The sequence below is a fragment of the Cryobacterium fucosi genome (assembly GCF_004403515.1).
Lineage (GTDB): Bacteria > Actinomycetota > Actinomycetes > Actinomycetales > Microbacteriaceae > Cryobacterium > Cryobacterium fucosi.
In genome coordinates this window covers 1-25,479 of record NZ_SOHH01000066.1, presented here as the reverse complement: position 1 = coordinate 25,479, position 25,479 = coordinate 1, and the positions used below count along the sequence as shown (strand labels likewise).

The following is a 25,479-nucleotide window of genomic DNA, read 5'->3' as shown; positions in this document are numbered from 1 at the left end:
CCGTGAAGTGACGGTGTCCATTCGGGGTGACGTGTGGTCGGACCGGGCCGCCGGTATCCGCTCGTCGGAGCCACCGGCTAAAGCACGCTCAGGAACTCCGCCGGGTCGATGGCCTGACGCACCCCTGGCTTGGCATCCTCAGGGACCCCGCCGACGTACAGCCAGCCGAGGAGTTCCTCCGATTCGGTGAGGCGGTGCAGATCGTGGACCTGGCGGGTCCTGGTCAGCGGTCCGGTGCGCCACATCACGCCCCAGCCTGCATCGGCGAGGAGAAGGCTCAAGGCGTGCCCGACCCCCGCGGCCGCGGCGTCCTGCTCCCAGTCGGCGACCTTGGCGTTGTCGCGTCGACTGGCGACCACGGCGATGAGCAGCTCCGCGCGGAGCGGCTTCTCGGCCAGCCTGAGAGCGTCAGCGCCGGCGAGACCGGATGCCGCCACCAGCGCGCCGCCCAGCCGGCGGCGAGCGTCGCCGCGTAGCTCGATCAGCCTCCACGGGCGCAGCGCACCATGGTCGGCGACCCTGGCCGCCGCAGCGACGAGGGGCAGGAGGTCTTCGTGGGTGGGCACGGCCGCCGTCACCCTGGAATAGGAACGGCGGGCGCCGACCGCGTCGAGGACCACGGACAACGGCTACTCGACCGGCGTGAAGTTCAGCGAAATGGAATTCATGCAATACCGATCGCCGGTGGGGGTGCCGAAACCGTCGTCGAATACGTGGCCCAGGTGCGAACCGCAGTTCGCGCAGCGCACCTCAGTGCGCACAACACCGAGCGAGCGGTCCTCGATCAGCTCGACCGCCTCCGGTCGCACCGACTCATAGAAGCTCGGCCAGCCGCAACCGGAGTCGAACTTCGTTCCGCTCTTGAAAAGCTCGGCGTCGCAGGCTCCGCAGGTGTAGACGCCGGAACGCCCCTCATCGAGAAGCTCTCCGGTCCACGCGCGCTCGGTGGCGGCGCCGCGCAGGACCGCGTACCTCTCCGGACTCAATTCTTCGCGCCACTCGGCGTCTGACTTCCTGACTTCGTAGTCCAACGTGCGTCCTTCCGTCTCGGCCGGGGCGCGGCCGACTTCTCTTCTCCCAACCCTAAACTCGCCCGGACCGGTCGGTATTCCGGCCCGGGAGACCGCACAGCGGATTCACATCCCGTTTCACGCTGCCGGGGTGGTCCAGCGAGTATCCAGATCGTGGCAAATAGGATGACAGTCAAGGAGGTGGCAGGTGGACGGAACGCAGGCGGCGAACGCGGCCGAGCGCGTGGGGCTTCCCGCCGGCTTGACCGAGAGGGATGCGGCCATCCTCGCCTTCGAACGTCAATGGTGGAGGCATGCCGGAGCGAAGGAACAGGCAATCCGCGCCCAGTTCGACCTTTCGGCCCCCCGGTACTATCAACTCCTGGGCATCCTGATCGATTTGCCGGGCGCGCTGGCCCATGATCCTATGCTGGTGAAGCGCCTGCATCGGATGCGGGATGCCCGGGCTCAGGCCAGGGACGGCCGCTCACTCCGTTCAACCGACTAGCGCTCGTCCGTTCGACCAGCCAACGCACAGCCTAAAAAGGAACGAATCAGTCCCACGATGACCACCTCCCACCCCAAAGACCGATTCGACCACCTGCCGCACACGACGGAACGGGTCGGCGCGCACCGCGCCCCGCCGAAGAAGGGCCGCGGCTGGGTCGCGTTCTGGTGGGCCCTGGCCGCGACGGTCGTGCTCATCGGGGCCGGCGTGGCCGTGCTCGCCAGCCTGAACAATCGCCTCAGCTTCGACCTGCCCGGATCTTCCGCCTCGTCCAGTGCGTCCGCACCGGTCGCCACGCCGACGACGGCGCCCACGGCCGTGGCCACCGTCGACCCCGGGCTGTCCGTCACGGTGCTCAACGGAACCGCCGGGGCCGGTGTTGCCGCCGAGGTGGGCGACGTTCTCACGGCCGCCGGCTGGACCGTCGGAGCGCTCAGCAACGCCAGCAACGAAGATGTGCCGAAGACGACCGTTTACTACGCCGACGCGAAGCTGGAGGGCGCGGCCCGCGGTGTTGCCGCGTCCCTTCCCGGGGCGGACGTGCTTCTCGCCACGGACTTCGCCGAATCCGGTGCCGACCTCACCGTCGTGGTCGGCAACGACTACGTCCCGGCGGGCTGACCCGCGCCCCTTTTCCGCGGCGATCGCTGAAAGTGCAGGCGAGACTCCACTTTCGGCTTTTCGTATATACGTCGGCCCGCCCGTCGTCAACCCCCTTTCGTTCCCTTGAGGCTTCAGTACTATCTGGAATTGGTCGCTCATTTATTCGCACAGGCGCTCCGTAGGGGGCGTATTCCACTGCTCGGAAACGATGGACGCAGTCACTGCGCCAGGCCCGGTACGGCCACAAGGCGAGTGCTGAAGGAACGACTGCAACAGGGAGTTAGACATGGCGAACGGAACCGTCAAATGGTTCAACGCTGAAAAGGGCTTCGGCTTCATCACTGTCGATGGGGGTGGACAGGACGTGTTCGTCCACTACTCCGCAATTGACATGCACGGCTACAAAGTTCTCGAAGAGGGCCAGCACGTCATCTTCGAACTGGGGACCGGGGCAAAGGGGCCACAAGCTGAATCGGTGCGCGCGGTCTGATACTTCAGACCAGGCGAATCGGATCTCAAGGCACGCCCCCAGGCGCGCAGGCGGTTTGACCGCGTGGCGTTAGTGTGTGGGACGTGAGAGCGTACAGAACACCAGACAGGCGGAGGAGCACGGCCCGGATCTTCGGCGCCGTGCTTCTTCCTTGTGCGCTACTCCTCTCGGCGTGCTCCGCGGACCAGCCGGCGCCCACCGCGAGCCCGCGAGCCAGCCAGGCGGAGTCGAGCTACACCGCTCCGCCCGCGACGGAGACGGCCCCGTTGCGCGGGACGAGCGTTCCGACCGGCAGCCTGGCGCATCCGTCCCTGGCGGCGAAGATCGACAACCACGAGGCGGCCAGGCCCCAATTCGGCCTTGAGCGCACCGACGTCGTCTTCGAGGAACTCGTCGAGGGCGGATTGACCCGCTATGTCGCCGTCTGGCACTCCGACATCCCCGACGTTGTCGGACCGATCAGGTCGATCCGGCCGATGGACCCTGACATCATCGCCCCGCTGGGCGGGATCGTGGCCTACTCGGGTGGGCAGCAGCAATTCATCGACCTGATGACCCGCACCTCCGTGGTCAACGCGGCCTTCGACTCCGACGAGACCGGCCTGTTCTCCCGCACCGGCGAACGGGAGGCGCCGCACAACGTCGTCCTGCAGTCGAAGGCACTCGTAGACCGGAACGACACCGTCCCGGCACCATCCCAGCAGTTCGCCTATGCGGCGACCGTCCCGGAGTCCTCCGCAACAGTGGACGGCACACCGGTGACCACGATCAGCTCACGGTTCTCCGACTCGCGCTGGCCCGACTGGACCTGGGATGCCGCGTCAACCTCCTACCTGCGCAATCAGGAGGGAGCGCCCGACCTCGACGCGGGCGGCGTGCAACTCCGGTCGACGAACGTGCTGGCCCTGCGGGTGGAAATCGACGACACCTACCTCAACGTTCCGAAGACCACGATGATCGGGTCAGGAGAGGCCTGGGTGTCCGCCGGCGGCAAGACAGTGCACGCGCTCTGGACCAAGGCCGCCCAGGACGCACCGATCCGTCTGACCGACGACAACGGGGTCACGATCCGCCTCGCAGCGGGCAACACCTGGATCGAGCTGGTCCCGGTGGATCGCGGCTCGGTCACCCTGGTGCCATAGCCCCCGCCGTTCACTTGCACTCTCGACCCCAGAGTGCCAGAATCGATTTGGCACTCTATCTCTTTGAGTGCCAACCCATCATCGTTTTGGTAACGTCCGGGAGGGACGAGAAACACATATGGCAAAGATCATCGCTTTCAACGAAGAGGCCCGTCGCGGCCTTGAGCGTGGCCTGAACATCCTCGCTGACACCGTCAAGGTCACCCTCGGCCCGCGTGGACGCAACGTCGTGCTGGAGAAGAAGTGGGGCGCCCCCACGATCACCAACGACGGCGTCTCCATCGCCAAGGAAATCGAACTCGACGACCCGTACGAGAAGATCGGTGCCGAACTCGTCAAAGAGGTCGCCAAGAAGACGGATGACGTCGCGGGCGACGGCACCACCACCGCCACGGTCCTGGCCCAGGCCCTCGTCCGCGAAGGCCTGCGAAACGTCGCGGCCGGCGCCGACCCGATCAGCCTCAAGCGCGGCATCGAGAAGGCGACGGCTGCCGTCATCGCCGAGTTGATCGCCAACGCCAAAGAGGTCGAGACCAAGGAAGAGATCGCGGCCACCGCATCGATCTCCGCCGGCGACGCTGAAATCGGCGCGATCATCGCCGAGGCCATCGACAAGGTCGGCAAGGAAGGCGTCGTCACCGTTGAGGAGTCGAACACCCTCGGCACCGAGCTCGAGCTCACCGAGGGCATGCGCTTCGACAAGGGCTTCCTGTCCGCCTACTTCGTGACCGACCCCGACCGTCAGGAAGCGGTCTTCGAAGACCCGTACATCCTGATCGTCAACTCCAAGGTCTCGAACATCAAGGACCTGCTCCCCATCGTGGACAAGGTCATCCAGACCGGCAAGCAGCTCCTCATCATTGCCGAGGACGTCGACGGCGAGGCCCTGGCCACGCTCGTCGTGAACAAGATCCGCGGAATCTTCAAGTCGGTCGCCGTCAAGGCTCCGGGCTTCGGCGACCGTCGCAAGGCGCAGCTGCAGGACATCGCCATCCTGACCGGTGGCCAGGTCATCTCCGAGGAGGTCGGTCTCAAGCTTGAGAACGTCACCCTCGACCTGCTCGGCAACGCACGCAAGATCGTCATCACCAAGGACGAGACCACCATCGTCGAAGGCGCCGGAGACCCCGAAGCCATCGCCGGACGCGTGCAGCAGATCCGCAGCGAGATCGAGAACACCGACAGCGACTACGACCGTGAGAAGCTCCAGGAGCGTCTCGCCAAGCTCGCCGGCGGCGTTGCCGTCATCAAGGCCGGCGCCGCGACGGAGGTTGAGCTCAAGGAGCGCAAGCACCGCATCGAGGACGCCGTCCGCAACGCGAAGGCTGCCGTCGAAGAGGGCATCGTCGCCGGTGGTGGCGTTGCGCTGATCCAGGCCGGCAAGACCGCCTTCGAGAAGCTGGAACTGACCGGCGACGAGGCAACGGGCGCGAACATCGTGCGCGTGGCCATCGATGCTCCGCTCAAGCAGATCGCGCTCAACGCCGGCATGGAGCCGGGCGTTGTCGCCGACAAGGTGCGCAACCTGCCCATCGGTTGGGGCCTCAACGCCGCGACCGGTGAGTACGTCGACATGCTCGCCGCCGGAATCAATGACCCGGTAAAGGTCACGCGTTCCGCGCTGCTGAACGCATCGTCGATCGCCGGACTGTTCCTCACCACCGAGGCCGTCGTTGCCGACAAGCCGGAGAAGCACTCCGCGCCGGTCGGCGACCCGTCGGGTGGCATGGACTTCTAAGTCCGAACCGATTCACGGCAGGGCGTCTCCTTCGGGGGCGCCCTGCTTTCGTCTGCCCGGCCTGTCACCGGGAGAAGAGACGCACGTTCGCCTGCTCGATCTCCGCGTACTGCTGCCCGGCCTGGCTCAACGCCTGGCCGAGCGCCTCCGCGCACTCGGCGACCTGGTCCTGGGTGGCGCGCCAGTCGGCCACAGCAGCCTGGAAGGCAGTGGCGGCCTGACCGGACCAGGTGCCCTCCAACGCGGTGAGCAGGGCGACGAGGGCGGCGACCTCGGCCTGGATGCGTCCCATTGAGGCGCGGGTCGCGACGGTCGTGCTGAGCACGGCCTCGCTGTCGACCTGGTATCGGGTCATGGTTGTCCTTTCGGCAGGGGAATGCCGAACAGGCTAGGAGCCACCTCGGCGACCGCGGCTGAATCCCGTTCAGGCCGTGCAGAGGATGTGCGGGGAGACCCCGGGGGAGGGATGCCGGGGCGTTACGAGGCGGACGACACGTGGAGGCGCTGCGGCGCGTTCGGCGACCCGGCGAGCGGGAACCAGACCCGGAAGGTTGCTCCGCCGCCCGGCGTGTCGAGAACCTGCACGGTGCCGTTGTGGCTTGCGACGATGGAGGCGACGATGGCCAGGCCGAGGCCGCTGCCACCGGTCTCCCTGGCCCGGGAGGTGTCCGCGCGCCAGAAGCGCTGGAAGATCTTGTCCCGGATCTGGGGCGGAATGCCCTCGCCATGGTCGACGACGGCCACGGAGGCGCGCTGGTTCCTGCGGTCGACCGCCACCTCGAGTTCGACCGGGCTGTCCGGCGGGCTGAAGCGCAGGGCGTTGCCCATCAGGTTCGTGATCACCTGTCGGATCTTGTTCTCTTCGGCCATGATGATCGCCTGCACGTTGCCGGGCGGGGTCAACGGCGGGGGCGCCGGGAGCGGCCCGGTGGCATCAGTCCTGCGCGGCTTGCGGGTGCGCAGCCGGGCGAGAGTGGCACCGGCGAAGAAGACATTGCCGGCGTGGACGGCCTGCTCCCCCGGCTTCGGCGGGGACGCAGCGGTGGACAGGGCTAGAGCCGGCGTCGCGACCTCCCCGGTGGAGTGTGCCAGGTCGATCTGCGGCCGGTCGCCGGCATCCTCGAACTCGGTCGGGGTGGGCGTGACGACCGTGACGCTCCGCCCCGGGGAGGAGGCCATGGCGTCGAGGGCGGCGTCCCTGGCGAGCGGCATCAGGTCGACGGGGGCGAGGGCGGGGGGCTTGGTCTCATCGAGGCGGGCGAGTTCGAGGAGGTCCTCGACCAGGCCGCCCATCCGGATCGCCTCCTTCTCGATGCGTTCCATCGCCTGGGCAACCTCCTCGGGCGTCTGCAGGGCGCCCATCCGGTAGAGTTCGGCGTAGCCGCGCACCGAAACGAGGGGGGTGCGCAGCTCATGGCTGGCGTCCCCGACGAAGCGGCGCATCTGGTCGATCGTGCGCGCACGATCCTTGAAGAGCCGGTCGATGCGGCTCAACATGGTGTTCAGGGACCGGTTGAGACGGCCGACCTCGGTGTTCGGCGTCGCCCCGCCGAGGCGCTGGCTGAAGTCACCGTCGGCGATCGCCGCCGCGGTGCGCTCCACCTCGCGCAGGGGCGCGAACGTGGTCGTGACCAGCAGCCGGGTGAGCAGGGCGCCGACGAGCACCACGCCGAGTCCGAAGCCCAGGAAGATGGTGAGGTAGGTGGCCATCGTGTTCTCGGTCTGCTTGAGCGAGACCGCCATCACGAGTGTGCCCAGGGTGCCCTGGGGCGTGATGACGAGGGGAACCGCGACGGCCAGGAACTCGGTGTCCCGCGCCGAGTCCGTGAGGGTGACGGTCTTGCCGTCGAGCTCGATGACCGACTGGAGGTCAAGGGGCGAGCTGATCACCGGGAGTTCCTGCGTCGGCCGGTCTTTCCAGGTGTGGTCCTTGACGGTGCCGTGTTCGTCGTAGAGCGCGACGAAATAGTCGGACGACACCACCGCGGGGTTGCCCTGGCCGAGCGCGCTGGCGGAGTAGCCGTTGGAGGCGGTCTGGGCATCCGCCTGCAGCTGTGCGTCGACCTGCTGGATGACGTACTGGCGCAACATGGCCATGGTGCCGACGCCGGAAACGAGCAGGCCGAGCGTCAGCATGAGCACGGTCACGCCGGTGATCTTGGAGCGGAGGGAGATGCGACTCCACCGCTCCATTAGTGACTGATGCATCAGGCCCCCAGTGTAGAGGCGGAGTCTGGGACTACGCCTTGGCTGCCTTGAGCATGTAGCCGAAGCCACGCTTGGTCTGGATGAGGGGCTCGGTCGAGTGAGCGTCGACCTTGCGGCGGAGGTAGGAGATGTAGGACTCGACGATGCCGGCGTCGCCGTTGAAATCGTATTCCCAGACGTGGTCGAGGATTTGGGCCTTGGACAGCACCCGGTTCGGGTTCAGCATCAGGTAGCGCAGCAACTTGAATTCCGTCGGGCTGAGTTCGATGGGCTCGTCGCCGACGAGCACCTCGTGGGTGTCCTGGTCCATGGTGAGCTCGCCGGCGCGGATGACCGCGTCTTCGTCCGCGTGCATGGTGCGGCGGAGGATCGCCTTGATCCTGGCGACGATCTCGTCGAGGCTGAACGGCTTCGTGACATAGTCGTCGCCGCCCACCGTGAGCCCGGTGATCTTGTCTTCCGTGTCGTCCTTGGCGGTGAGAAAGAGGATGGGCGCGGTGTACCCGGCCGAACGGAGGCGCTTGGTCACGCCGAAGCCGTTCATGTCCGGCAGCATCACGTCCAGGATGATGAGGTCCGGCTCTTCCTCGAGCACGGCGGAAATCGCCTGCGCCCCGTTGCCGACGGCGCGCACGGCGAAACCGGCGAAGCGTAGGCTGGTGGTGAGGAGATCCCTGATGTTGGGCTCGTCGTCGACAATAAGAATGCGGGGGCCATCGGTCATGCCCCAAGTATCTGCGCGTTAGCTGGTGGTTTCCTGAGAGCTGTTGGCGCGGCGCCTGCGTGGGTAGATTGGTGTCAGAGTCAACGGGATTGCGGCGTTGGGAGCCTGTCGTGAGTGTGTCGACCTTCGTGATCGCCGGCGGCGGACTCGCCGGGGCGCGCGCCGCGGAGTCCCTCCGTGCGGAGGGATTCGGCGGTCGGCTCATCCTGGTCGCGGGGGAGGATGAGTTCCCCTACCTCAGGCCGCCCCTGTCCAAGGCCTACCTGGCCGGAAGCGTCGACCGGGCGTCCGTGGACGTGCACGTGCCCGGGTGGTACGCCGACCAGGAGATCGAGGTGTTGCGCGGACGCCCGGCGGCCGGGCTCGAACTGGACACTCATCGTTTGACGATCACCGACGGGCGCACGCTGCACTACGACAAGCTGCTCCTGGCGACGGGTGCGTCCCCGCGGCGGTTCGCCGGCCCCGGGGCGGACCTGGCCGGCGTGCACCACCTGCGCACGGTGACCGAGAGCGAGCGGTTGCGTGCCGAGCTGGAAGGTGGCGGCCGCCGGGTCGTCGTCGTGGGGGCCGGCTGGATCGGCCTCGAGGTTGCCGCTGCCGCCCGCGGCCACGGCAACGCCGTCACGGTGCTCGGCCGGGGGCGCGTTCCGCTGGGTTCCGCCGTCGGCGACCAGGTCGGCGCCGTCTTCGCCGGGCTGCACCGCGACAACGGGGTGGACCTCCGGATGGGCATGGCCGTGGCGGAGTTGACCGGCCGCTCCGGCCGGGTGGCCGGGGTGCTTCTCGCGGGCGGGGAGGTGGTGCCGGCGGATGTCGTCGTGGTCGGGATCGGCGCCCTGCCGGAGGATGGCCTGGCTCGCGCCGCCGGGCTGCACGTCGACGACGGCATCGTGGTGGACGCGGCCTTCCGCACCACCGATCCGGATGTCTACGCGACGGGGGATGTCGCGAGCGTGTACCACCCGGTTCTCGGCCACCATTTCCGGGTCGAACACTGGGCCAACGCCGAGAATGCGGGGGCCGCTGCGGGGAGGTCCATGCTCGACCATGCGGTCAGCTACGACGCCATCCCGTATTTCTCTACCGACCAGTTCGGACTGGGGATGGAGTATTCCGGCTACGGTGCGCTGGCGCGGAAGACCGACGTCGTCTTCCGCGGGGACCGTGCCCGGCGGGCCTTCGTCGCATTCTGGCTGGCGGACGGCCGGGTGGTCGCCGGCATGAACGTGAACGTCCGGGACGTGAACGAGACCGTCCAGGCCATCATCCGTTCGGGGCTCCGGTTCGACCCGCACCTGCTCGGAAATGAGAGCATTGCACTCGAGGGAGTACTCGCAGCAGCAGCCGACCAGGGGAATTGACATGGACACCGCGCCCGCCCGACCGTTCATCGCGCTCCCCGACCTGCTCCGGCCCCGCCGCATGATCGGCGGCCGGATGTTCGACTTCTCACGCGAAGTGGCGGTGATGGCCATCATCAACCGAACCCCGGACTCGTTCTACGACAAGGGGGCCACCTTCGCGCTGGACGCCGCGGTCAGCGCCGCCCGCCGGGCGATCGAGGACGGCGCGGACTGGATCGACATCGGCGGCGCCAAATTCGCCCCTGGCCCTCCGATCCCGATCGACGAGGAGATCGACCGGGTGGTTCCCGTCGTCGAAGCACTCAGCGGTTCCGGCGCAGTCATCTCCGTCGACACGTTCCACCCGAAGGTCGCGGCCGCCGGCATCGCGGCCGGCGCGCATGTGATCAACGACACCACCGGCGTCCACGACCCGGCGATGGCGGACGTCGTCGCGGACAGCGACGCCACCCTCGTGATCACCCATAGCCTGGCCCCGCCGCGCACAGTCCACCCGTCGCCGAGCTACATCGATGTCGTCGACGAGGTGTCCGCATTCCTGCGGGAGCGGGTCGCGCTCGCCCGGGATCACGGGATTCCCGCCGAACGGATCATCGTGGATCCGGGCCACGACCTGAACAAGAACACCTCCCACTCGCTCGAGCTGACCCGGCGGCTCGCGGAGATCACGGCGATCGGCTACCCGACCCTGGTCGCGGTGTCCAACAAGGACTTCGTGGGGGAGACGCTCGATCGCGAGCGGGGTGCCCGGGTCGAGGGGTCCCTTGCCGCCGCGGTGTACTGCATCCTCCAGGGGGCACGGATCGTGCGCATGCACAATGTGGTGGCCGCCGTGGACGCGGTGCGGATGACCGAAGCGATCCTGGGCTTTCGCCAGCCGGCCTACCTGCGCCACAACCAGGCCTGAGCATGCTGGACCGGGCCGAACTGATCAGGCGCTACCAGGTCGCCGACCGCACCTTAACGCGGGTGCGGGTGAACTTCATCACCAGCCTGGACGGGGCCGCCACCGTCGACGGCCGCAGCGGCGGGCTGGGCAACGACGACGACAAGCTCGTCTTCGACACCCTGCGGCTGCTCTCCGACGTGATCGTCGTGGGTGCGGGGACCGTGCGCGCCGAGGGGTACGGCGGCATCCGTCTCAGCCCGGCGGATGCCGCCTGGCGGCTCAGCCACGGCCTGCCGCCCCAGGTTCCGGTGGCGGTCGTGTCGTCGCGGCTCGAGCTGGAGCCGGGGCATCCGTTCTTCCGCGATGCGGCGGTGCGCCCGATCGTGCTCACGCACGGCGGGTCGTCGGCCGGGCGCCGGGCCGAACTCTCGGCGGTGGCCGATGTGCTCGTCTGCGGGGAGCAGGCCATGGACCCGGCGGTGATGGTCGCGGCGCTGGTCGCCCGCGGGCTCGGCCAGATCCTCTGTGAGGGCGGCCCGCATCTGTTCGGCGCGCTGATCGCGGCGGACTGCGTCGACGAACTCTGCCTGACCATCAGCCCGGTGCTCGAGGGCGGCGGCGCGGGCCGGATCGCCCGTAACGACTCCGCCGTCACCCGGCGGATGGCGCTGCTGCACGTGCTCACCGCCGGCGACATGCTCTTCCTGCGCTACGGCCGCGGTTCGGCCTGACCTGGGCCGGCCACCTCGCCGAAGGGTCAGGCGACCAGGGTGGGGGAGTCCAGGTTCTGCGAGTCGAGGATCGTGTAGCTGTAGCCCTGTTCGGCGAGGAAGCGCTGGCGGTTCTGGGCGAAGTCCTGGTCGACGGTGTCCCGGGCGACCAGGGTGTAGAAATTCGCCGACAGGCCGGACTCCTTCGGGCGGAGCAGGCGGCCGAGGCGCTGGGCCTCCTCCTGGCGTGAACCGAACGACCCGGAAACCTGGATGGCGACGGTGGCCTCCGGGAGGTCGACCGAGAAGTTCGCGACCTTCGACACCACGAGCAGGTTCTCCTCGCCCACCCTGAACGCCTGGTACAGGCGTTCGCGTTCGTCGACGGGCGTGGCACCGGTGAGTTTGGGGGCGTCCAGGGCGTCGGCGAGTTCGTCGATCTGGTCGAGGTACTGGCCGATCACGAGGATGCGTTCGCCCGGGTGCTTGGCCACCAGGCGCCTGACCACGTCCAGCTTCGCCGGCGCCGTTGCGGCCATCCGGTAGCGCTCGTCGTCCGCCGCCGCGGCGTAGCTCAGCCGTTCTGACTGCGGCAGGTCGATCCGCACCTCGTAGCAGGACGCCGGCGAGATGAAGCCCTGGGCCTCGATCTCCTTCCACGGGGCGTCGAACCGCTTGGGGCCGATCAGGCTGAACACGTCGCCCTCGCGGCCGTCCTCGCGCACGAGCGTCGCGGTCAGGCCGAGGCGGCGGCGCGCCTGGAGCTCGGCGGTGAGCTTGAAGACGGGCGCCGGCAGCAGATGCACCTCGTCGTAGATCACCAGGCCCCAATCCATCGCGTCGAGCAGTTCGAGGTGGGCGTACTCGCCCTTCCGCTTGGCGGTGAGGATCTGGTAGGTCGCGATCGTGACCGGCTTGACCTCCTTGACCTGACCGGAGTACTCGCCGATCTCTTCGGCCGTGAGAGTGGTGCGCCTGAGCAATTCGTCGCGCCACTGACGGGCGGAGACCGTGTTGGTGACCAGGATCAGCGTGTTCGTCTTGGCGGTGGCCATGGCCCCGGCCCCGACGAGGGTCTTCCCGGCGCCGCAGGGCAGCACGACCACACCGGAACCGCCGTCGAAGAAGCTGGCGACGGCCTTGTTCTGGTAGTCCCGGAGCGCCCAGCCGTCTTCGAGGAGCGAGATCGGATGCGGGGTGCCCGGCGTGTACCCGGCGAGGTCCTCGGCCGGCCAGCCCAGCTTCACGAGCTCCTGCTTGAGCTGCCCTCGGGCCCACGGCTCGACCAGGAACGAATCCGGCGACGGATGCCCGATCAGCAGCGGTGAGATGCGCTTGGCGCCGGCGACCTCGGTGAGCACCGCCTGGTCGTTGCTCTGCAGGATCAGCCGGCCCTCGGCATCCCGCTCGATGACGAGGCGTCCGTAGCGTCCGACGGTCTCGGTGATGTCGATACTGACGGTCTGCGGGATCTGGAACTTCGAGTACTTCTCTAGCGTGGCGAGCATGTCGGAGGCGTCGTGTCCGGCGGCGCGCGCATTCCACAGGCCGAGCCGGGTGATCCGGTAGGTGTGGATGTGTTCCGGCGCGCGTTCCAGCTCGGCGAACACGGCCAGATCGTGGCGGGCATCCTCGGCGAGAGGGTGCGCGACTTCGAGCAACACGGTGCGGTCACTTTGGACGATCAGTGGGCCATCAGACATAACCGTCAATCCTACCCGCGTGTGCTGGAACGACAGCCACCCGCTTACGGGGCTGGCGTGATGCTGATGATGCTCGACAGGGGCAGGGTGCGTTCGATGTCGGCTCGTCGGTCACGGGCGCGAAAACGTCCGCCACCCACGCTGGCGGGCTCCAGCAGGTAGTCCACGACCACGCCGCCCGGCATGGCAATGCTCACGACGACGGTCTGCTTGGCCTTGATCGCGGAGTCGAGCTGCCTGGCGAGCCAGGCATCCGCTGCCTGGCCTTCGCCGCCGTCGCTGGCGCGCAGCTTTTCGACCAGGGCGATCGCGGGGTCGACGGTCGTCACCGGCACAACCCGCGCGAGCTGATGGCGGCGCAGGTGCACGATCTCGTTCGCCGCGTTCTCGGCGGCGACCGGGTAGCGTGCGTCGCTGAGGGCCCAGAATACGACGTCGCTGCCGAACCGGCTGGTCAGCCGGTTCCCGTCGCCGCGGACGAGGCCGAGGGGGGCGAGAGTCTGGTCAACGGCGATGGTGCCGAGCAGGGCAGAGTCCTCGGATCGCACGTAGCTCTGGGTCGGCGACTCGCCCGGGTCGGTCGGGCCCACCCGCACCCGGCCGTACCGGGCCGCGGACTCGCGGATCAGGTAGTCAACCGGCTGGGGGATCCCGGTGAGGGATACCGCGCGAAGGAAGTCGAGCAGCGAGTCCGCGTTCTCCCCGGCGGCGAGTGCTCGATTGACCGAGGTCGCCGAGATGCGATAGCTCAGGGCGAGTTCACGGCTCTCGACGTCGGCGAGTCCGCGCAGGCGGGCGTCGATCGACGGGGCGAGCGGACCGGGCGAGACGATGGACAGGTCGTTCTGCAGGTACACGGCGCCGACCTCGGCAGGCAGGGCGGCCGTCATTGTGGCGATCGCCGCCTGGAGGTCGCCGGCCAACACCGCTGCACCGGCCGGGCTCGTGGTCTGGTGGGCGGTGATCCCGATGAGTTCCGCGTCGTCGGCGAATTCGGTGACCCGGCCGTCCATCCATTCGCCGCCGGCGGGGTAGAGCCAGGCGACGAACGAGCGAAGGCCCTCACCCCAGGAGACGCCGGGACGCCGGGCGAGGATGCCGCGAACGTCCGGCGGGAGAGCGGCGTGCCAGGACTCGGCGATCGTCGCCCAGCGGCGTGCCGTGCCCTCGAGGAGCCAGGCCTCGCCGGCCTCGGTTTCGTTCCAGTAGCCGTTGACGTGTGCGATCAGGCCGGCGCGGGCCGCGGTGGCGACGAAGGATGCCACCACCTCCAATTCGGCGCCCATGACCGCGGCAAGGCGCTTCGTGTCGGGCAGCCCGAGGCCGCCGCGGCTGAGTTCCCTCGCCGGTTCGCGGGCGAGCTCGGTGACGAGTTCGGCGATCGACGACACGGCGGCGAACGCGCGCTCGGCGGCGAGCCGGTCGGTGAACCGGGTGTCGGTCGCGGACACGCCGGCCAGGGCCGAGGGCGCGGGTGCCCCCGCCAGTTCGGTCGCGGCCGGCAGTCCGCGCGCCGGCCAGGTCAGGAGCTGGGCGGCCACGGCGTCGTACGGCCGGAATCGCTGGTCGGAGAGGCGGCCCAGCATCAGGGAGTCCAGCACGGCGGCGCGGGCCGCGACATCCGTTTCGGGAACGGGGGAGCCGGCCAGTTCGGACAGGCGTTCGGCGAGCTCGGCAAGGGTGGGCGCGGTGGGCGCGGAGTCCGGGTCGGTGGCGATCGACAGTTCCCCGGCGACGGCCAGGACCGCGACGGTGGCCCGGTCGAGCTGGGCCAGGGCGCGCTGCACGGCGTCAGGTTCGAGGAGGGTCTCGGCAAGGTCGAAGAAGTCGCGGATGCCGGTGGCCGAGACGGCGCGGATTGCGAGTGTGCGACGCAACGCTGCGTCGTCGAGTGCCCGAAGGCGTGAGGCGAGCGTGAGCATGGCGGCTACTCCCTGTTCTGACGTGCCTCGCGTGCGCGGCGAATGGCGGTCATCACCAGGAGGGCGATGATCAGGAGGAATCCGAGCGGCAAGCCGAAGAGCGGCAGGGCGAGCACGGCCGGCCAGACCCCCTGGCCGAAACCGTTGTCGGCTCCTGCGCCGGCGGCGGTGCCGATGATCACGGCGAGGAAGGCGAGGATCGACAGACCCACCACACCCGCAACCATGTAAGCCAGGATGCGTTCGAGCCGGCTCGCGGCATGTGGAGTTTGATTGGTCACACTCCCAAGGATACGGGGCATCTCCCGGTCCGACCGAATAGGCTGAGTGCGGTTGGCGCGCATTCCGCGCGCCCGGAATGCAGCGAGGTCCAGATGCCCACCGGCAAGGTCAAGTTCTACGACGAGGAGAAGGGTTTTGGTTTCATCAGTTCTGATGACGGCCATGAGGTCTTCCTCCACGCTTCTGCGCTGCCCGCCGGAGTCACGGTCAAGGCAGGGACGAAACTCGAATTCGGCATCGCCGATGGCAAGCGGGGCGCCCAGGCACTGTCCGTGCGCATCATCGAGGCCCCGCCGAGCCTGGTGAAGCTCAGCCGCAAGCCGGCCGATGACATGGCGATCATCATCGAGGACCTCGTGAAGGTTCTCGACGGCATCGGTGCGAGCCTGCGCCGGGGTCGCTACCCCGACAGCACGCACAGCCACAAGATCGCCGCGATGCTGCGCAAGGTCGCGGAGGAACTCGATGCCTGATCAGGCGGATCCCGCTCTTCTGGCGGCCGTTGACCAGGCCCGCGAGGCTCTGCTCGATATCACCCCGGCCGGGACCGTCGGCGAGGTCGTAGGCCACATCGTCGAGGGCGAACACGTACTGACTCTGCTCTTCGACTGCACCATGAGCGGCTACCCGGGGTGGCGATGGACAGTGAGCCTGTCCCGGGTCGACGACGATTCCCTGCCGTCCATCCTCGAGACCGAACTCACCCCCGGCGACGAGGCCCTGGTCGCCCCCGACTGGATCCCGTGGTCCGACCGGCTCGCCGACTATCGCACCGCGCAGGAGCTCGCCGCCGCGGTCGCCGCGGCGGAGACACTCGACACGGACGACGACGATGATGACGATGACGATGACGATGATGATGAGTCGGAGGACGACGACGAGTCGGACAATGACGACGACGAGCCGGACGACGGCGAGGACGACGAGCCGGACGACGACTCGCTCGCCCTCGACGACGACTTCGACGACGACCGCGGCGTGGACGTGCTCGACGGGATCGACTTCGGTGAGGTGCTACCTGCGCCGGAACTGAACCCAGCCGAGGCCGACGAGCCCCAGGCCAAGGCCGATGGCGGCGCACGCCGGCCACCAGCCAAGTCCCGCCGCCGCAAGGTCGCCCTGGAAGAAGACAGCGAGCGCCAGGGCTAGGAGCCAGCCGGCCGATCCCGCGAGGATCGCCATCCGGGCGTCCGTGCGCGCCGGCATCGGATCAGGCCGGCGTTCGCTGTCTTTCAACCAGAGGCGCATGGTGCGTACCTAGCTGCCGAGGTTCTGCACGACGTACTCGATCGACTTGACGAGCTGACGTACGTCGTGCGGTTCGATCGCCGTGAACGTGGCCACGCGCAGCTGGTTGCGGCCGAGCTTGCGGTAGGGCTCGGTGTCCGAGATACCGTTCGCCCGCAGGGTCTTCGCCACTGCCGCGGCGTCGATCCGGTCGTCGAAGTCGATCGTGGCAACGACCTGTGAACGGTGGTCGGGGTCAGTCACGAACGGCGTGGCGTAGTCGACGCTCTCGGCCCAGTCGTAGAGCACGGATGACGATTCCTTCGTGCGCGCGGACGCCCAGGCGAGGCCGCCGTTCCCGTTGATCCAGTCGAGCTGGTTCTCGATCAGGAGCAGGGTGGCCACGGCCGGAGTGTTCAGGGTCTGGTTGAGGCGGGAGTTGTCGATTGCGTTCTTCAGGCTCAGGAACTCGGGAATGTACCGTCCGCTGGCCGCGATGCGTTCGACCCGCTCGATGGCGGCGGGGGAGAAGAGTGCGATCCACAGGCCGCCGTCCGAGGCGAGGTTCTTCTGCGGGGCGAAGTAATACGCATCCGCCTGGTCGGCCTCGAAGTCGATTCCGGCCGCCGCGCTCGTGGCGTCGATCACGGTGAGGGCGCCCACATCGCCGTTCACCCGGGTGACGGGTGCCATCACGCCGGTGGAGGTCTCGTTCTGGGGCCAGGCGTAGACGTCGACCCCTTCGGTGGCCACGGCCGCGCTGCGCGAACCGGGCGGAGCCTTGATCACATCGGGGGCCTCGAGGAACGGGGCTGCCGCGGCGCTGGCGAACTTGCCGCCGAACTCGCCGAAGACGAGGTTCTGGCTTCGCTTCGAAATAAGGGAGAAAGCTGCTGCGTCCCAGAAGGCGGTCGACCCGCCATTGCCGAGGACGACTTCATAACCGTCCGGCGCCCGGAACATCTCGCCGAGCCCGGCGCGCACCCGGCCAACCAGATTCTTAACCGGGGCCTGGCGGTGCGAAGTGCCGAGGACGCTGGATCCGACGGCTAACAAGTAGTCGAGTTGTTCCTGTCGGATTTTGGACGGGCCGCAGCCGAATCGTCCGTCGAGGGGCAAGAGTTCAGAGGGAATAGTTAGATTCTGCATAGGGCGATTCTAGTTGGCGGTGCCACGACGGTAAGGTTGTCACTTGCATGGAGGCCGACCGGGAGGCTCTGGGGATGACTGATCTGATCGACACCACCGAGATGTATCTCCGGACGATTCTGGACCTCGAAGAGGAGAACATCGTTCCCCTTCGGGCGCGCATTTCGGAGCGGCTCGGCCACTCCGGCCCGACCGTGTCGCAGACCGTCGCCAGGATGGAGCGGGACGGCCTCGTCGTCGTCTCCGGTGACCGGCATCTCGAACTGACCCTGGCCGGTCGTCGCAAGGCCGTGCATGTGATGCGCAAGCACCGCCTCGCCGAACGCCTGTTGAGCGACGTGATCGGGCTCGAATGGGAGTTCGTGCACGACGAAGCATGCCGCTGGGAGCATGTGATGAGCGAGCAGGTTGAGCGCAAGATCCTTGAGATTCTGGGCCATCCGACCGAGTCCCCGTACGGCAACCCGATCCCCGGGCTCGACGAACTGGGCGATTCCCCGGCCGTCGCATTCATGGCGGGAGTGACCAGTCTGGTCGACGTGGTCGGGAGTTCCGCCGAGCCGGTGACCGCGGTCATCCGTCGCCTCGGTGAGCCGGTGCAATTCGATCCGGAGCTGCTGGCCCAGCTGAAGAACTCCGGGGTGCTCCCGGGCAACACCGGGGTGTTCTCCGCGGCCGGTTCCTACGTGCTCGTGCGAGTCGACGGATGCGGCGCCGGCCTCGAACTGCCGCACGAGGTGGCGAGCCACATCTTCGTGACGACGCCACTGGTTCCGGCGTAGCTTTCGCCGCCCGATCGCCCCGAAACGACGCGGGTTTCGTTACCGACTTGTTAGAAGAAGAGAATTTCGGGTGACAAGTGGATGAAGCTTCGACCTCGCGTCGGTCTACGGCATCTGATCGCCCGGCAGAGGTGAACGTTTCGTAACAGCTGGCAGATTCGGCGCCCGGCGTTTCGCCCGGTGCCGAATCTGGGTTAACCTGATGACCTGATGTTCTGCGAATTTTCGGAAGAGCCACGGCGAGAGCGGCGCACGATCCACACCATGGATGTGCGCTGCCGCTTCGCGCCACGGCACAGCAGTCAAGCATGTCTCGGTCGCGCGTGTCTCAGCCACGTTGTTTCCAGTAGGGCGTCGTCATTGTGACGGCGTCCTTTTTGTTTGCCCGCTCGCTTCCCATTCGCCGCATTGGGACGTAGTTCGAATGGCTGGAAGCCGTCCAGCCCTTTTCGAAAGGGAACGCATGCGCACACTGGTCCTCAACGCGGGGTACGAGCCCCTCGCCGTGGTCTCCTTCAAACGGGCCCTCATCCTGGTCATGAACCAGAAGGCCACGATCGTCCAGTCCGACCAGGGTCACCCGGTCTGGGCGTCATCCGGGTCGTGGGACCGGCCGAGCGTGATCCTGCTCACCCGGTATGTGCGCATCCCGCGGCTACGCTCGGTGCCGGTCAGCCGGCGGGGCGTGCTGCGCCGTGACGATCATCACTGCTGCTACTGCGGCAAGACCGCGAACACGATCGACCATGTGCTGCCCAGGTCGAGGGGCGGCCGGGACACCTGGGACAATCTCGTGGCGTGTTGCCTGCGCTGCAACAACCTCAAGAGCGACCGGACGCCGGGGGAGATGGGCTGGAACCTGCTCTTCCACCCGCGGATGCCGCTGGGCACGACCTGGGTGGTGCGCGGCGCCGAGCGGCCGCTGCCGCAATGGGATGAGTTCCTCGCGCCTGCGGCCTGACCAGCACATGTAACGAAAAGGTAACGCAAGGGGTGACTTCCGGCCCGTATTCCCATAGGGTGGGGGGAGCTTTGACCAGAACCAGGCCACGCAGAGGATCAGATTTTGCCCCATTCCGGCGAACCCGGCACATCCGTTCCTCCAGAGAACCAGAACGCGATCCTGTCGCGCCGTGAGTTGCGCGCGCAGCGCGAACCCGGTTCTGCCCAGTCGAACGCTTCGGCGCTGGTCCCCGCGACCGCGGCGTCCGCGCCCGGCCTTGTTCCGGATGTCCCGGCGATCGTGTCGCAGTCCGGCCGCCGCTCGGTGGCGTCCCCCGCGCAGGCCCCGCGCCCCGCTCCTCGGCCCGCCCGGGTCTCCAACCGGCGCAGCCCTCTGAAGATCGCCGTCACTCTCCTGGCGATTCCCGGACTGTTCCTCACCGCGGGTCTTCCCGCCTACGCCTTCTCACCCGGGGCCGGCGCGAACCAGGGTGCGGCATCCACCCGTTCGCTGGCCGAGGCCGGCGCTCAGGGCGTCACCGTGGCGGCCGGCGCCTCGGCGGTGACCGTGGCCAGGGACGGCTTCACCGCCACGAGCAAGGAAGAACTCGCCCAGAAGGAAGCCGACGCAAAGCGCGCCCTCGCGGCGCAGAAGGCGGCCGAAGCGGCCCGGACGACCGCGGCATCCTTCGCCGTCTACGGCGTTCGCGCCGAGGGCGACGACTACCAGTGGTACAACATGCCCACCGAGTCCCAGGGCGGCGGGTTTTCGCCGTTCAACTACTACTACCGCGAATGCGTCGACTTCGTCGCCTGGCGCCTCAACCGTGACGCCGGATCGACGAGCGCCCCGTTCAAGTGGACCTGGAGCTCCCTCACCCCGAGTGGCGGCAACGCGAGCAACTGGGCCAACGCCTGGTCGAGCCGCGGCTGGGCGACCAGCAAGACGCCCGTCGTCGGTGCGGTGGCCTGGTTCAACTACAACCACGTCGCCTACGTGCAGTCGATCGGTGGCGACGGGTCGGTCGTGCTGGAGGAATACAACTGGATGGGTACCCACGCGTACAACAAGCGCACGATCAAGGCCAGCGAAGTGCCGCTGTTCCTCTACCCGCCGGCCTGACCGGCCGCCTGGACCGGCTAAGCTTTCACAGCCAGCCTCTGTAGCTCAACGGAAGAGCAGTTCCGTCCTAAGGAAACGGTTGGGGGTTCGAATCCCTCCAGGGGCACCGTAGAACGCTTACTAGATGAGTTCTGGTACGATACTGATTTTCGATCGAAGGGTTGCGAGATCCTGATACCTCTGCCGCGTCACGCGGACTCGGCGCGCGATACAGCAGGCCCGCCTGCTTGGGGAGGACAGGACGGTCAGGGTGGCCGCAGTCTTCCCCGGCGAAGCCTGGAGAAAAAGCCGGTGCGGCCCCGGTCTGATGTGGCCTCAAGTCCAGGCGGTCGCGACGATAACATTCACGACAGCAAGTGATCCGGCAGCCAAGAACCAGGGTCGCGCGTCGGCATCCGTAACGCCTGAGGTGCGTCGTCGGCGCTGGATCACCATGGCGATGATCAGGGCCACGAGCACAATTGCCGCGATGAGGATCTTCGCCACCATCTTGAACTCGATTACCGCGAGATGCTGTGCCAGACGGGCTGCGATGAGAACGCCACCGCTCACGAGCTGCGTTATCGCGCCAGCGTGCATGAGCCCGAGATGGAACCCCTCTCGCCGGCGCAGTTGTGCCAGGAACGGACCGATGACGGTCGCCAGCCCGAGGAAGTGGGCCACGAGAGCGATGAGCCTCAGTATCTCAAACATGTTCATCCGAGAACTCCCGGCGTGACGGCGAGCTGAAGCACGAGGAGCAGGAATGCGGCGAGGTATGCCCACGATCGGTACCCCTGGAACCACTCCCAGCGGTTGCGACGCCCCTTCCAGTTCTCGGGGGGAGCTTCATGGTTCCAGCGCAGCGTGGCGAGGTTGGTCGGGACGTTCACGAGCACGGTCGTGACGATGCCGCTCGCCCAGACCGCCGCGGCGCTCCACCGGAGGACTTCTGTTAGCCCGTCACCGTCTGGACGGGCCGCGTAGCTGATGGTGAGCACCAGGGAACCGGTCATGAGAATTGGCATGACGACGCCGAAGGTGCGCAGCAGGCCCTGCTCCACGAGGATGTGCTCACTCCGCGGGAGACGCTTGATCACGGGATGCACGAACGCATAGGAGCCAAACTCGGCCGACGCGGTGAAACCGGTGACAGCGACGGTTGCGAAGAGTAGTAGATCCAAAGAACACCTCCAGATTAAGTTACCTATTGATTGATCAATCAAAACATTATTGATTGATTGATAACATGTCAATATGGAACAGCGCACTCGACTCAACTCGGACGAACGACGGGTTGCTGTCCGTGCGGCAGCTATCCGGGTGTTCGCTGAGAAAGGCTTCGTTGCCGCGACTACCGGTGACATTGCACGTGACGCAGGAGTGAGCCAGCCCTACGTCATCCATCTCTTCGGCAGCAAGGACGCTCTTGTGGCTGACATCGTCGGCTATGCGATCCAGCGCGTCGTGGATGCCTTCGTTGCCGCGATCGACGCCCACGCGCCGGACGAACTCCCCGCGCATATCGGTGCTGCGTACCTCGGGCTTTTTCAGGAAGAGGAAGGCCTCTTGCTGTGCCTGGCCCACGCGTTCACCGCTGGCGCCGATCCGACGATCGGACCGCTCGCCCGTGAGGGCTTCGTCCGCGTCTACCGCACCTTGGTGGACCAAGGACGCCTTTCCCCCGAGCAGGCCGGGCAGGTGCTGGCCGCGGGCATGCTCTCCAACGTGATCTTGGGTCTTCAGCTTCCACGTGAATATGACGACAACCAGATGGTGCGCGACCTGCTCGCCGCGGTCTACCCAGGAAACGTCGAACTCTTCAAGAACGCCACCGCACCACGAGAATGAGCAGTACTGCTTCGATCACCCCGCGCGCAAACCCGGGCGGGGGCATTTCGTTTTTCTCGATCTCTTCACGTGCGAAAACTCGGAATGCCCCGGGTGGATCTATGTCGTCGGCCGGCCGCGAAGAGACCTTCAAATGTGACTGCGGCAGATTCAATCTCAATCTAAAGAAGAAGTAGCTCACGCTGAAAGTGATAACTAAGGGTCCACGTAAGGCTTACCCCCGTGCCCGCAATCATCGCCCGAGCTGCTTCCTGATCACGACATCATTCAACTTCAACGCCTTCAAGATAGTGTGGTTGTCAAAGCCAAGCTGCTTACCGATAACCATGCTTGATTTACCTTCGCCGTAGAGCTGAATGGCTTGATCGATGTCGGCCGTGGTCATCCGCTTACTCGGTATATCAATGCCTCGTCGTTCTAGGTGGCCTTTCACCGTTGTCCGAGACATTTTGAACTTTCGAGCCACCTGATTGATGTTCTTTAGCATGCGATACCGGGTAATGAGATCGTCTACCTCGTGGGCGCGAAGCTGTCGTGCAGACTTATGAGCTGCCGGTAACTCGTGTGGCCGTCGCTCGGACTCTGCTTTCTCCCTCAATTGACGGGGGCTAATGCCTACCGCGCAATGTTTAGAGTAGAAGTGCAAGACCCGCACCGTGAAATGCGTGATCGGACTCGAGCCGGGGCGTCGCGATCATCCCCCGTGTCGGAGCCCTGTACGCCTCGTTTGACGCCGTGGTGGTAGCGGCCTTCCCGACCGGTCACGCCATCGGAGTCACACACGCCAACGGCGCAGAGGGCTCATCCATGTCGGGATCGACACCGTCAAGCTCAACGGCAAGCACTTCACCCTGAAGGTCGAAAAGGGCCAGCGGGTACCGGCTGGCGACCTCCTGGTGGAGTTCGGGTTGTCCGCTCCCCCCACCTCTGCACGCGCATTACAAGGACTAGAAGAAGGACCGTTACAACAACTAGCACCTTTCCCACGGACTTTCTGTGGGGCGGCGCCACGGCCGCGAACCAGATCGAGGGCGCCTGCAACGGGGGCGGCAAGGGCCTGTCGATCCAGGACGTCATGCCGCAGGGAATCACGACGCCGCGCACCGAGGGTCCGACCGACGATAACCTCAAGCAGGTGGCCATCGACTTCTACCACCGCTACGCCGAAGACATCGCCCTGTTCGCCGAGATGGGTTTCAAGGCCTTCCGCTTCTCCATCGCCTGGAGCCGGATCTTCTCGTTGGGCGACGAGATCGAGCCCAACGAAGAGGGCCTCGCGTTCTACGATCGCGTTATCGATGAGTGCGAGAAGCACGGCATCGAGCCGCTCGTCACGATCTCCCACTACGAGACGCCGCTGAACCTCGCCGACACCTACGACGGCTGGGTCAAACGCGAACTCGCCCCCACCGCCCAGATCGGCTGCATGATCCTCGCGATGCCGACCTACCCACTGTCGCCGGACCCGGACGACGTCATGGCGTCGCTCACCACGGAACGCACCAACCTCGCCTTCGGCGACATCCACGTGCGCGGCGAATACCCCGGCTACTACCTGCGGAGCCTGCGCGACCAGGGCGTCGACCTGGTGATCACCGATGAAGAGCGCACGCTGCTCAAAGAGAACACCGTCGATTTCGTCTCTCTCAGCTACTACGTCAGCGTGGCCGAGACCGCCGACGAGTCGAAGCGCGTCACGGGCGAGGGCAACCTCTTCCCCGGTGTGCGCAACCCGACGCTGAAGGCATCCGAGTGGGGCTGGCAGATCGACCCCGTGAGCGCCAGCACGGCGCAGATGAGCAAGCGTTACGGGTTCATCTATGTCGACCGCAACGACGACGGCACCGGCACCCTGGACCGGTACAAGAAGAAGTCGTTCGACTGGTACGCCGAGGTCATCCGAACGAACGGCGCGGGACTCACGCGATAGCGTCGAGTCATACCCTGTCGGCTGTCGCTGGGATGAACCGTCCCGGAGACAGCCGCGTTTTTGGAGCACACCATGGTTTCCCCCCGCATCGCGTTCCTCGACGTCGACGGCACCCTCATCGACTCAGGTGAGGTGATCGCACCGTCAACAATCGATGCGGTGCGCACCGCCCGACAGAAAGGCCATCTGGTCTACCTCAGCACCGGGCGCGCATCCGTCGAAATCTACCCCTCGATCCGTGACATCGGATTCGACGGCGCCATCAGCGCCGGCGGCGGGTTCGCCGAGGTCGGCGACGAGCTGGTGATCACCCGCACGATGCCCGAAGACGCGGTGGCGCGCATGGTTGCTTTTTACGAGGAGTCGGGGTACGACTTCTACCTGCAGGCCTTCGACGAGTTGTACCCGAGCCCCGGCGTGCGCGGGCGCTTCGCGACGTATCTCGAAGATGACCGGGAGCGCAGGGGGGAAATCCGGGCTGATCACGAATCCGTGTCCGACCACGACGAACACCCGGCCCTGAGAGCGTTTGCCGATGTGCGACCGCTCAGTTTCACCGGCATCGCGAAGTCGGTGTTCCTCGCCGGCGACCTGATGGCGTTCGATCGCGTGTTGGAAGCCCTCGGCGGAGATTTCCATGTCATCACGGGCACCATCCCGCACATGGGTCGCGGCAGCGGAGAGGTGACCCTCGGCGGGGTGAACAAGGGCAGCACGATCGTGCAACTACTCGACCTGCTCGACATCGACGCGGCATCCGCCATCGGCATTGGCGACAGCAACAACGACATTGAGATGCTGCAGGTGTGTGGTGTCGGTGTCGCGATGGGGAACGCCACCGATGAGGTGAAGGCCCACGCCGACGAGGTCACCACGGCCGTGCTCGATGACGGCGTCTGGAACGCCTTCCGCCGCCACGGTTTGATCTGACCGGGATCCCTTCGAGCGCGGTGGATCCATCGATCGCTTGGCGTGTGGCCGCAGGGGCGACCGTCGGCCCCGGCGTTGTCACGATCTCTGTTGTGCAGTTTACCGTTGTGCAATTCAGTTCGAAAATATCTCAATTCAAAGTGAGATTCTATCGTATTCATGTTCGATTTGTGGTATTCTGGGGGCATGGCAGGAAACCCTGATCCCAGTGCCACCACCGCCTTCACCGAGGCGGATGCCGGCGCGGGCAGCGGCGCGGACAGTGGTCTG

Annotated in this window: 28 protein-coding genes, 1 tRNA gene and 2 pseudogenes; 18 read left to right on the top strand and 13 right to left on the bottom strand. The window is 66.7% G+C overall.

Annotated elements, in window-relative coordinates; all coding sequences use genetic code 11:
- Positions 1-77: 77 nt before the first annotated feature.
- Positions 78-620: a nitroreductase family protein gene (locus E3T48_RS09225; protein ID WP_338145233.1), complete on the bottom strand. Its 543-nt coding sequence runs from the start codon at positions 618-620 to the stop codon at positions 78-80.
- 9 nt (positions 621-629) lie between these two features.
- A complete protein-coding gene (gene msrB, locus E3T48_RS09220) occupies positions 630-1,031 on the bottom strand; it encodes a peptide-methionine (R)-S-oxide reductase MsrB (RefSeq protein ID WP_134523770.1) in 402 nt (133 codons plus the stop codon).
- Between the two features lie 187 nt (positions 1,032-1,218).
- Here msrB and E3T48_RS09215 point away from each other — a divergent pair, with 187 nt between their 5' ends.
- The 5 genes from E3T48_RS09215 (at position 1,219) to groL (ending at position 5,491) form a co-directional block, all read left to right on the top strand.
- Entirely contained in the window at positions 1,219-1,518 is a 300-nt protein-coding gene (locus E3T48_RS09215; RefSeq protein WP_134523769.1) for a DUF3263 domain-containing protein, read from the top strand.
- A 57-nt stretch (positions 1,519-1,575) separates the two neighbouring features.
- Positions 1,576-2,139: a LytR C-terminal domain-containing protein gene (locus E3T48_RS09210; RefSeq protein WP_134523768.1), complete on the top strand. Its 564-nt coding sequence runs from the start codon at positions 1,576-1,578 to the stop codon at positions 2,137-2,139.
- A gap of 268 nt (positions 2,140-2,407) precedes the next feature.
- Complete coding sequence (locus E3T48_RS09205; protein ID WP_134523767.1) at positions 2,408-2,611, top strand: cold-shock protein; 204 nt, start codon at positions 2,408-2,410, stop codon at positions 2,609-2,611.
- Between the two features lie 266 nt (positions 2,612-2,877).
- A complete protein-coding gene (locus tag E3T48_RS09200) occupies positions 2,878-3,753 on the top strand; it encodes a DUF3048 domain-containing protein (RefSeq protein ID WP_166789682.1) in 876 nt (291 codons plus the stop codon).
- A gap of 118 nt (positions 3,754-3,871) precedes the next feature.
- On the top strand, positions 3,872-5,491 hold the full coding sequence (gene groL, locus E3T48_RS09195; RefSeq protein ID WP_134523765.1) for a chaperonin GroEL: 1,620 nt from the start codon (positions 3,872-3,874) through the stop codon (positions 5,489-5,491).
- 64 nt (positions 5,492-5,555) lie between these two features.
- Here the strand turns inward: groL and E3T48_RS09190 are convergent, their stop codons facing one another.
- The 3 genes from E3T48_RS09190 to E3T48_RS09180 form a co-directional block, all read right to left on the bottom strand.
- Positions 5,556-5,846 carry a WXG100 family type VII secretion target gene (locus E3T48_RS09190; protein WP_134523764.1) on the bottom strand — a complete coding sequence of 97 codons (291 nt, stop codon included), beginning with the start codon at positions 5,844-5,846 and terminating at the stop codon, positions 5,556-5,558.
- A 122-nt stretch (positions 5,847-5,968) separates the two neighbouring features.
- On the bottom strand, positions 5,969-7,699 hold the full coding sequence (locus E3T48_RS09185) for a sensor histidine kinase (protein WP_134523763.1): 1,731 nt from the start codon (positions 7,697-7,699) through the stop codon (positions 5,969-5,971).
- 31 nt (positions 7,700-7,730) lie between these two features.
- The gene (locus E3T48_RS09180) at positions 7,731-8,423 is read right to left on the bottom strand and encodes a response regulator transcription factor (RefSeq protein ID WP_134365269.1); all 693 of its coding nucleotides are present in this window, start codon (positions 8,421-8,423) and stop codon (positions 7,731-7,733) included.
- A 110-nt stretch (positions 8,424-8,533) separates the two neighbouring features.
- Here E3T48_RS09180 and E3T48_RS09175 point away from each other — a divergent pair, with 110 nt between their 5' ends.
- The 3 genes from E3T48_RS09175 to E3T48_RS09165 are packed head-to-tail and all read left to right on the top strand — an operon-like array spanning position 8,534 to position 11,410.
- Positions 8,534-9,787, top strand: a complete 1,254-nt coding sequence (locus E3T48_RS09175; protein WP_134523762.1) for an NAD(P)/FAD-dependent oxidoreductase — start codon at positions 8,534-8,536, stop codon at positions 9,785-9,787.
- A gap of 1 nt (position 9,788) precedes the next feature.
- The gene (gene folP / locus E3T48_RS09170) at positions 9,789-10,697 is read left to right on the top strand and encodes a dihydropteroate synthase (protein ID WP_198417647.1); all 909 of its coding nucleotides are present in this window, start codon (positions 9,789-9,791) and stop codon (positions 10,695-10,697) included.
- Between the two features lie 2 nt (positions 10,698-10,699).
- The gene (locus E3T48_RS09165) at positions 10,700-11,410 is read left to right on the top strand and encodes a pyrimidine reductase family protein (RefSeq protein WP_134523761.1); all 711 of its coding nucleotides are present in this window, start codon (positions 10,700-10,702) and stop codon (positions 11,408-11,410) included.
- 26 nt (positions 11,411-11,436) lie between these two features.
- On the opposite strand, the gene E3T48_RS09160 is transcribed toward E3T48_RS09165, so the two are convergent.
- From E3T48_RS09160 to E3T48_RS09150, 3 genes are read right to left on the bottom strand one after another with little or no spacing between them, the layout of a single operon-like run.
- Positions 11,437-13,092, bottom strand: coding sequence for a DNA repair helicase XPB (locus tag E3T48_RS09160; RefSeq protein ID WP_134523760.1), 1,656 nt, complete (start codon positions 13,090-13,092; stop codon positions 11,437-11,439).
- Positions 13,093-13,136: 44 nt separating this feature from the next.
- Complete coding sequence (locus E3T48_RS09155) at positions 13,137-15,014, bottom strand: helicase-associated domain-containing protein (RefSeq protein WP_134523759.1); 1,878 nt, start codon at positions 15,012-15,014, stop codon at positions 13,137-13,139.
- 5 nt (positions 15,015-15,019) lie between these two features.
- Complete coding sequence (locus tag E3T48_RS09150; protein ID WP_134523758.1) at positions 15,020-15,295, bottom strand: hypothetical protein; 276 nt, start codon at positions 15,293-15,295, stop codon at positions 15,020-15,022.
- Between the two features lie 93 nt (positions 15,296-15,388).
- Here E3T48_RS09150 and E3T48_RS09145 point away from each other — a divergent pair, with 93 nt between their 5' ends.
- Together E3T48_RS09145 and E3T48_RS17240 are read left to right on the top strand one after the other, a co-directional pair.
- Positions 15,389-15,769 (top strand): cold-shock protein, encoded by a 381-nt coding sequence (locus tag E3T48_RS09145; protein WP_134523757.1) that lies wholly within the window; start codon positions 15,389-15,391, stop codon positions 15,767-15,769.
- A pseudogene (locus E3T48_RS17240) lies at positions 15,762-16,085 on the top strand (DUF3027 domain-containing protein); the annotation flags it as partial. The gene E3T48_RS09145 and the pseudogene E3T48_RS17240, both read left to right, overlap by 8 nt.
- 225 nt (positions 16,086-16,310) lie before the next feature.
- Here E3T48_RS17240 and E3T48_RS16990 read toward each other — a convergent pair.
- Together E3T48_RS16990 and serC are read right to left on the bottom strand one after the other, a co-directional pair.
- Positions 16,311-16,478, bottom strand: a complete 168-nt coding sequence (locus E3T48_RS16990; RefSeq protein ID WP_241986754.1) for a hypothetical protein — start codon at positions 16,476-16,478, stop codon at positions 16,311-16,313.
- A 75-nt stretch (positions 16,479-16,553) separates the two neighbouring features.
- Entirely contained in the window at positions 16,554-17,672 is a 1,119-nt protein-coding gene (gene serC, locus E3T48_RS09135) for a phosphoserine transaminase (RefSeq protein ID WP_134523755.1), read from the bottom strand.
- Between the two features lie 74 nt (positions 17,673-17,746).
- Here serC and E3T48_RS09130 point away from each other — a divergent pair, with 74 nt between their 5' ends.
- The 4 genes from E3T48_RS09130 to E3T48_RS09115 all read left to right on the top strand — a co-directional run bounded on the left by E3T48_RS09130 (position 17,747) and on the right by E3T48_RS09115 (position 20,625).
- A complete protein-coding gene (locus E3T48_RS09130; protein ID WP_134523754.1) occupies positions 17,747-18,454 on the top strand; it encodes an iron-dependent transcriptional repressor DtxR in 708 nt (235 codons plus the stop codon).
- A gap of 463 nt (positions 18,455-18,917) precedes the next feature.
- Positions 18,918-19,415 (top strand): HNH endonuclease, encoded by a 498-nt coding sequence (locus E3T48_RS09125; RefSeq protein ID WP_134523753.1) that lies wholly within the window; start codon positions 18,918-18,920, stop codon positions 19,413-19,415.
- A gap of 105 nt (positions 19,416-19,520) precedes the next feature.
- The gene (locus tag E3T48_RS09120; protein WP_134523752.1) at positions 19,521-20,519 is read left to right on the top strand and encodes a CHAP domain-containing protein; all 999 of its coding nucleotides are present in this window, start codon (positions 19,521-19,523) and stop codon (positions 20,517-20,519) included.
- 34 nt (positions 20,520-20,553) lie between these two features.
- A tRNA-Arg gene (locus E3T48_RS09115) sits at positions 20,554-20,625 on the top strand.
- Between the two features lie 209 nt (positions 20,626-20,834).
- Here the strand turns inward: E3T48_RS09115 and E3T48_RS09110 are convergent.
- Entirely contained in the window at positions 20,835-21,218 is a 384-nt protein-coding gene (locus E3T48_RS09110; protein WP_134523751.1) for a hypothetical protein, read from the bottom strand.
- Positions 21,215-21,682, bottom strand: coding sequence for an anthrone oxygenase family protein (locus tag E3T48_RS09105; RefSeq protein ID WP_166789681.1), 468 nt, complete (start codon positions 21,680-21,682; stop codon positions 21,215-21,217). The genes E3T48_RS09110 and E3T48_RS09105 overlap by 4 nt, the downstream gene beginning before the upstream one ends.
- Before the next feature lie 73 nt (positions 21,683-21,755).
- Between E3T48_RS09105 and E3T48_RS09100 the strand changes: the two genes are divergently transcribed.
- Positions 21,756-22,349 carry a TetR/AcrR family transcriptional regulator gene (locus tag E3T48_RS09100; RefSeq protein ID WP_134523749.1) on the top strand — a complete coding sequence of 198 codons (594 nt, stop codon included), beginning with the start codon at positions 21,756-21,758 and terminating at the stop codon, positions 22,347-22,349.
- Between the two features lie 232 nt (positions 22,350-22,581).
- On the opposite strand, the gene E3T48_RS09095 is transcribed toward E3T48_RS09100, so the two are convergent.
- Positions 22,582-22,836, bottom strand: coding sequence for a hypothetical protein (locus E3T48_RS09095; protein ID WP_134523748.1), 255 nt, complete (start codon positions 22,834-22,836; stop codon positions 22,582-22,584).
- A gap of 206 nt (positions 22,837-23,042) precedes the next feature.
- Here E3T48_RS09095 and E3T48_RS17605 point away from each other — a divergent pair.
- From E3T48_RS17605 to E3T48_RS09080, 3 genes and pseudogenes are all read left to right on the top strand, one after another.
- Positions 23,043-23,248 (top strand): annotated as a pseudogene (locus E3T48_RS17605) (PTS sugar transporter subunit IIA); the annotation flags it as partial.
- A gap of 38 nt (positions 23,249-23,286) precedes the next feature.
- Positions 23,287-24,279, top strand: coding sequence for a glycoside hydrolase family 1 protein (locus tag E3T48_RS09085; protein ID WP_134523747.1), 993 nt, complete (start codon positions 23,287-23,289; stop codon positions 24,277-24,279).
- 72 nt (positions 24,280-24,351) lie between these two features.
- The gene (locus E3T48_RS09080; protein WP_134523746.1) at positions 24,352-25,209 is read left to right on the top strand and encodes a Cof-type HAD-IIB family hydrolase; all 858 of its coding nucleotides are present in this window, start codon (positions 24,352-24,354) and stop codon (positions 25,207-25,209) included.
- The last annotated feature ends 270 nt before the right edge of the window (positions 25,210-25,479 follow it).

Coding starts and splice junctions, on each gene's coding strand:
- E3T48_RS09190 (WP_134523764.1), bottom strand. CDS start 5,846: ATGACCCGATACCAGGTCGACAGCGAGGCCGTGCTCAGCACGACCGTC.
- folP (WP_198417647.1), top strand. CDS start 9,789: ATGGACACCGCGCCCGCCCGACCGTTCATCGCGCTCCCCGACCTGCTC.
- E3T48_RS09130 (WP_134523754.1), top strand. CDS start 17,747: ATGACTGATCTGATCGACACCACCGAGATGTATCTCCGGACGATTCTG.
- E3T48_RS09180 (WP_134365269.1), bottom strand. CDS start 8,423: ATGACCGATGGCCCCCGCATTCTTATTGTCGACGACGAGCCCAACATC.
- E3T48_RS09205 (WP_134523767.1), top strand. CDS start 2,408: ATGGCGAACGGAACCGTCAAATGGTTCAACGCTGAAAAGGGCTTCGGC.
- E3T48_RS09155 (WP_134523759.1), bottom strand. CDS start 15,014: ATGCTCACGCTCGCCTCACGCCTTCGGGCACTCGACGACGCAGCGTTG.
- E3T48_RS09095 (WP_134523748.1), bottom strand. CDS start 22,836: ATGCTAAAGAACATCAATCAGGTGGCTCGAAAGTTCAAAATGTCTCGG.
- E3T48_RS09080 (WP_134523746.1), top strand. CDS start 24,352: ATGGTTTCCCCCCGCATCGCGTTCCTCGACGTCGACGGCACCCTCATC.
- E3T48_RS09210 (WP_134523768.1), top strand. CDS start 1,576: ATGACCACCTCCCACCCCAAAGACCGATTCGACCACCTGCCGCACACG.
- E3T48_RS09145 (WP_134523757.1), top strand. CDS start 15,389: ATGCCCACCGGCAAGGTCAAGTTCTACGACGAGGAGAAGGGTTTTGGT.
- groL (WP_134523765.1), top strand. CDS start 3,872: ATGGCAAAGATCATCGCTTTCAACGAAGAGGCCCGTCGCGGCCTTGAG.
- E3T48_RS09100 (WP_134523749.1), top strand. CDS start 21,756: ATGGAACAGCGCACTCGACTCAACTCGGACGAACGACGGGTTGCTGTC.
- E3T48_RS09160 (WP_134523760.1), bottom strand. CDS start 13,092: ATGTCTGATGGCCCACTGATCGTCCAAAGTGACCGCACCGTGTTGCTC.
- E3T48_RS09125 (WP_134523753.1), top strand. CDS start 18,918: ATGCGCACACTGGTCCTCAACGCGGGGTACGAGCCCCTCGCCGTGGTC.
- E3T48_RS16990 (WP_241986754.1), bottom strand. CDS start 16,478: ATGGCGATCCTCGCGGGATCGGCCGGCTGGCTCCTAGCCCTGGCGCTC.
- E3T48_RS09185 (WP_134523763.1), bottom strand. CDS start 7,699: ATGCATCAGTCACTAATGGAGCGGTGGAGTCGCATCTCCCTCCGCTCC.
- E3T48_RS09165 (WP_134523761.1), top strand. CDS start 10,700: ATGCTGGACCGGGCCGAACTGATCAGGCGCTACCAGGTCGCCGACCGC.
- serC (WP_134523755.1), bottom strand. CDS start 17,672: ATGCAGAATCTAACTATTCCCTCTGAACTCTTGCCCCTCGACGGACGA.
- E3T48_RS09110 (WP_134523751.1), bottom strand. CDS start 21,218: ATGAACATGTTTGAGATACTGAGGCTCATCGCTCTCGTGGCCCACTTC.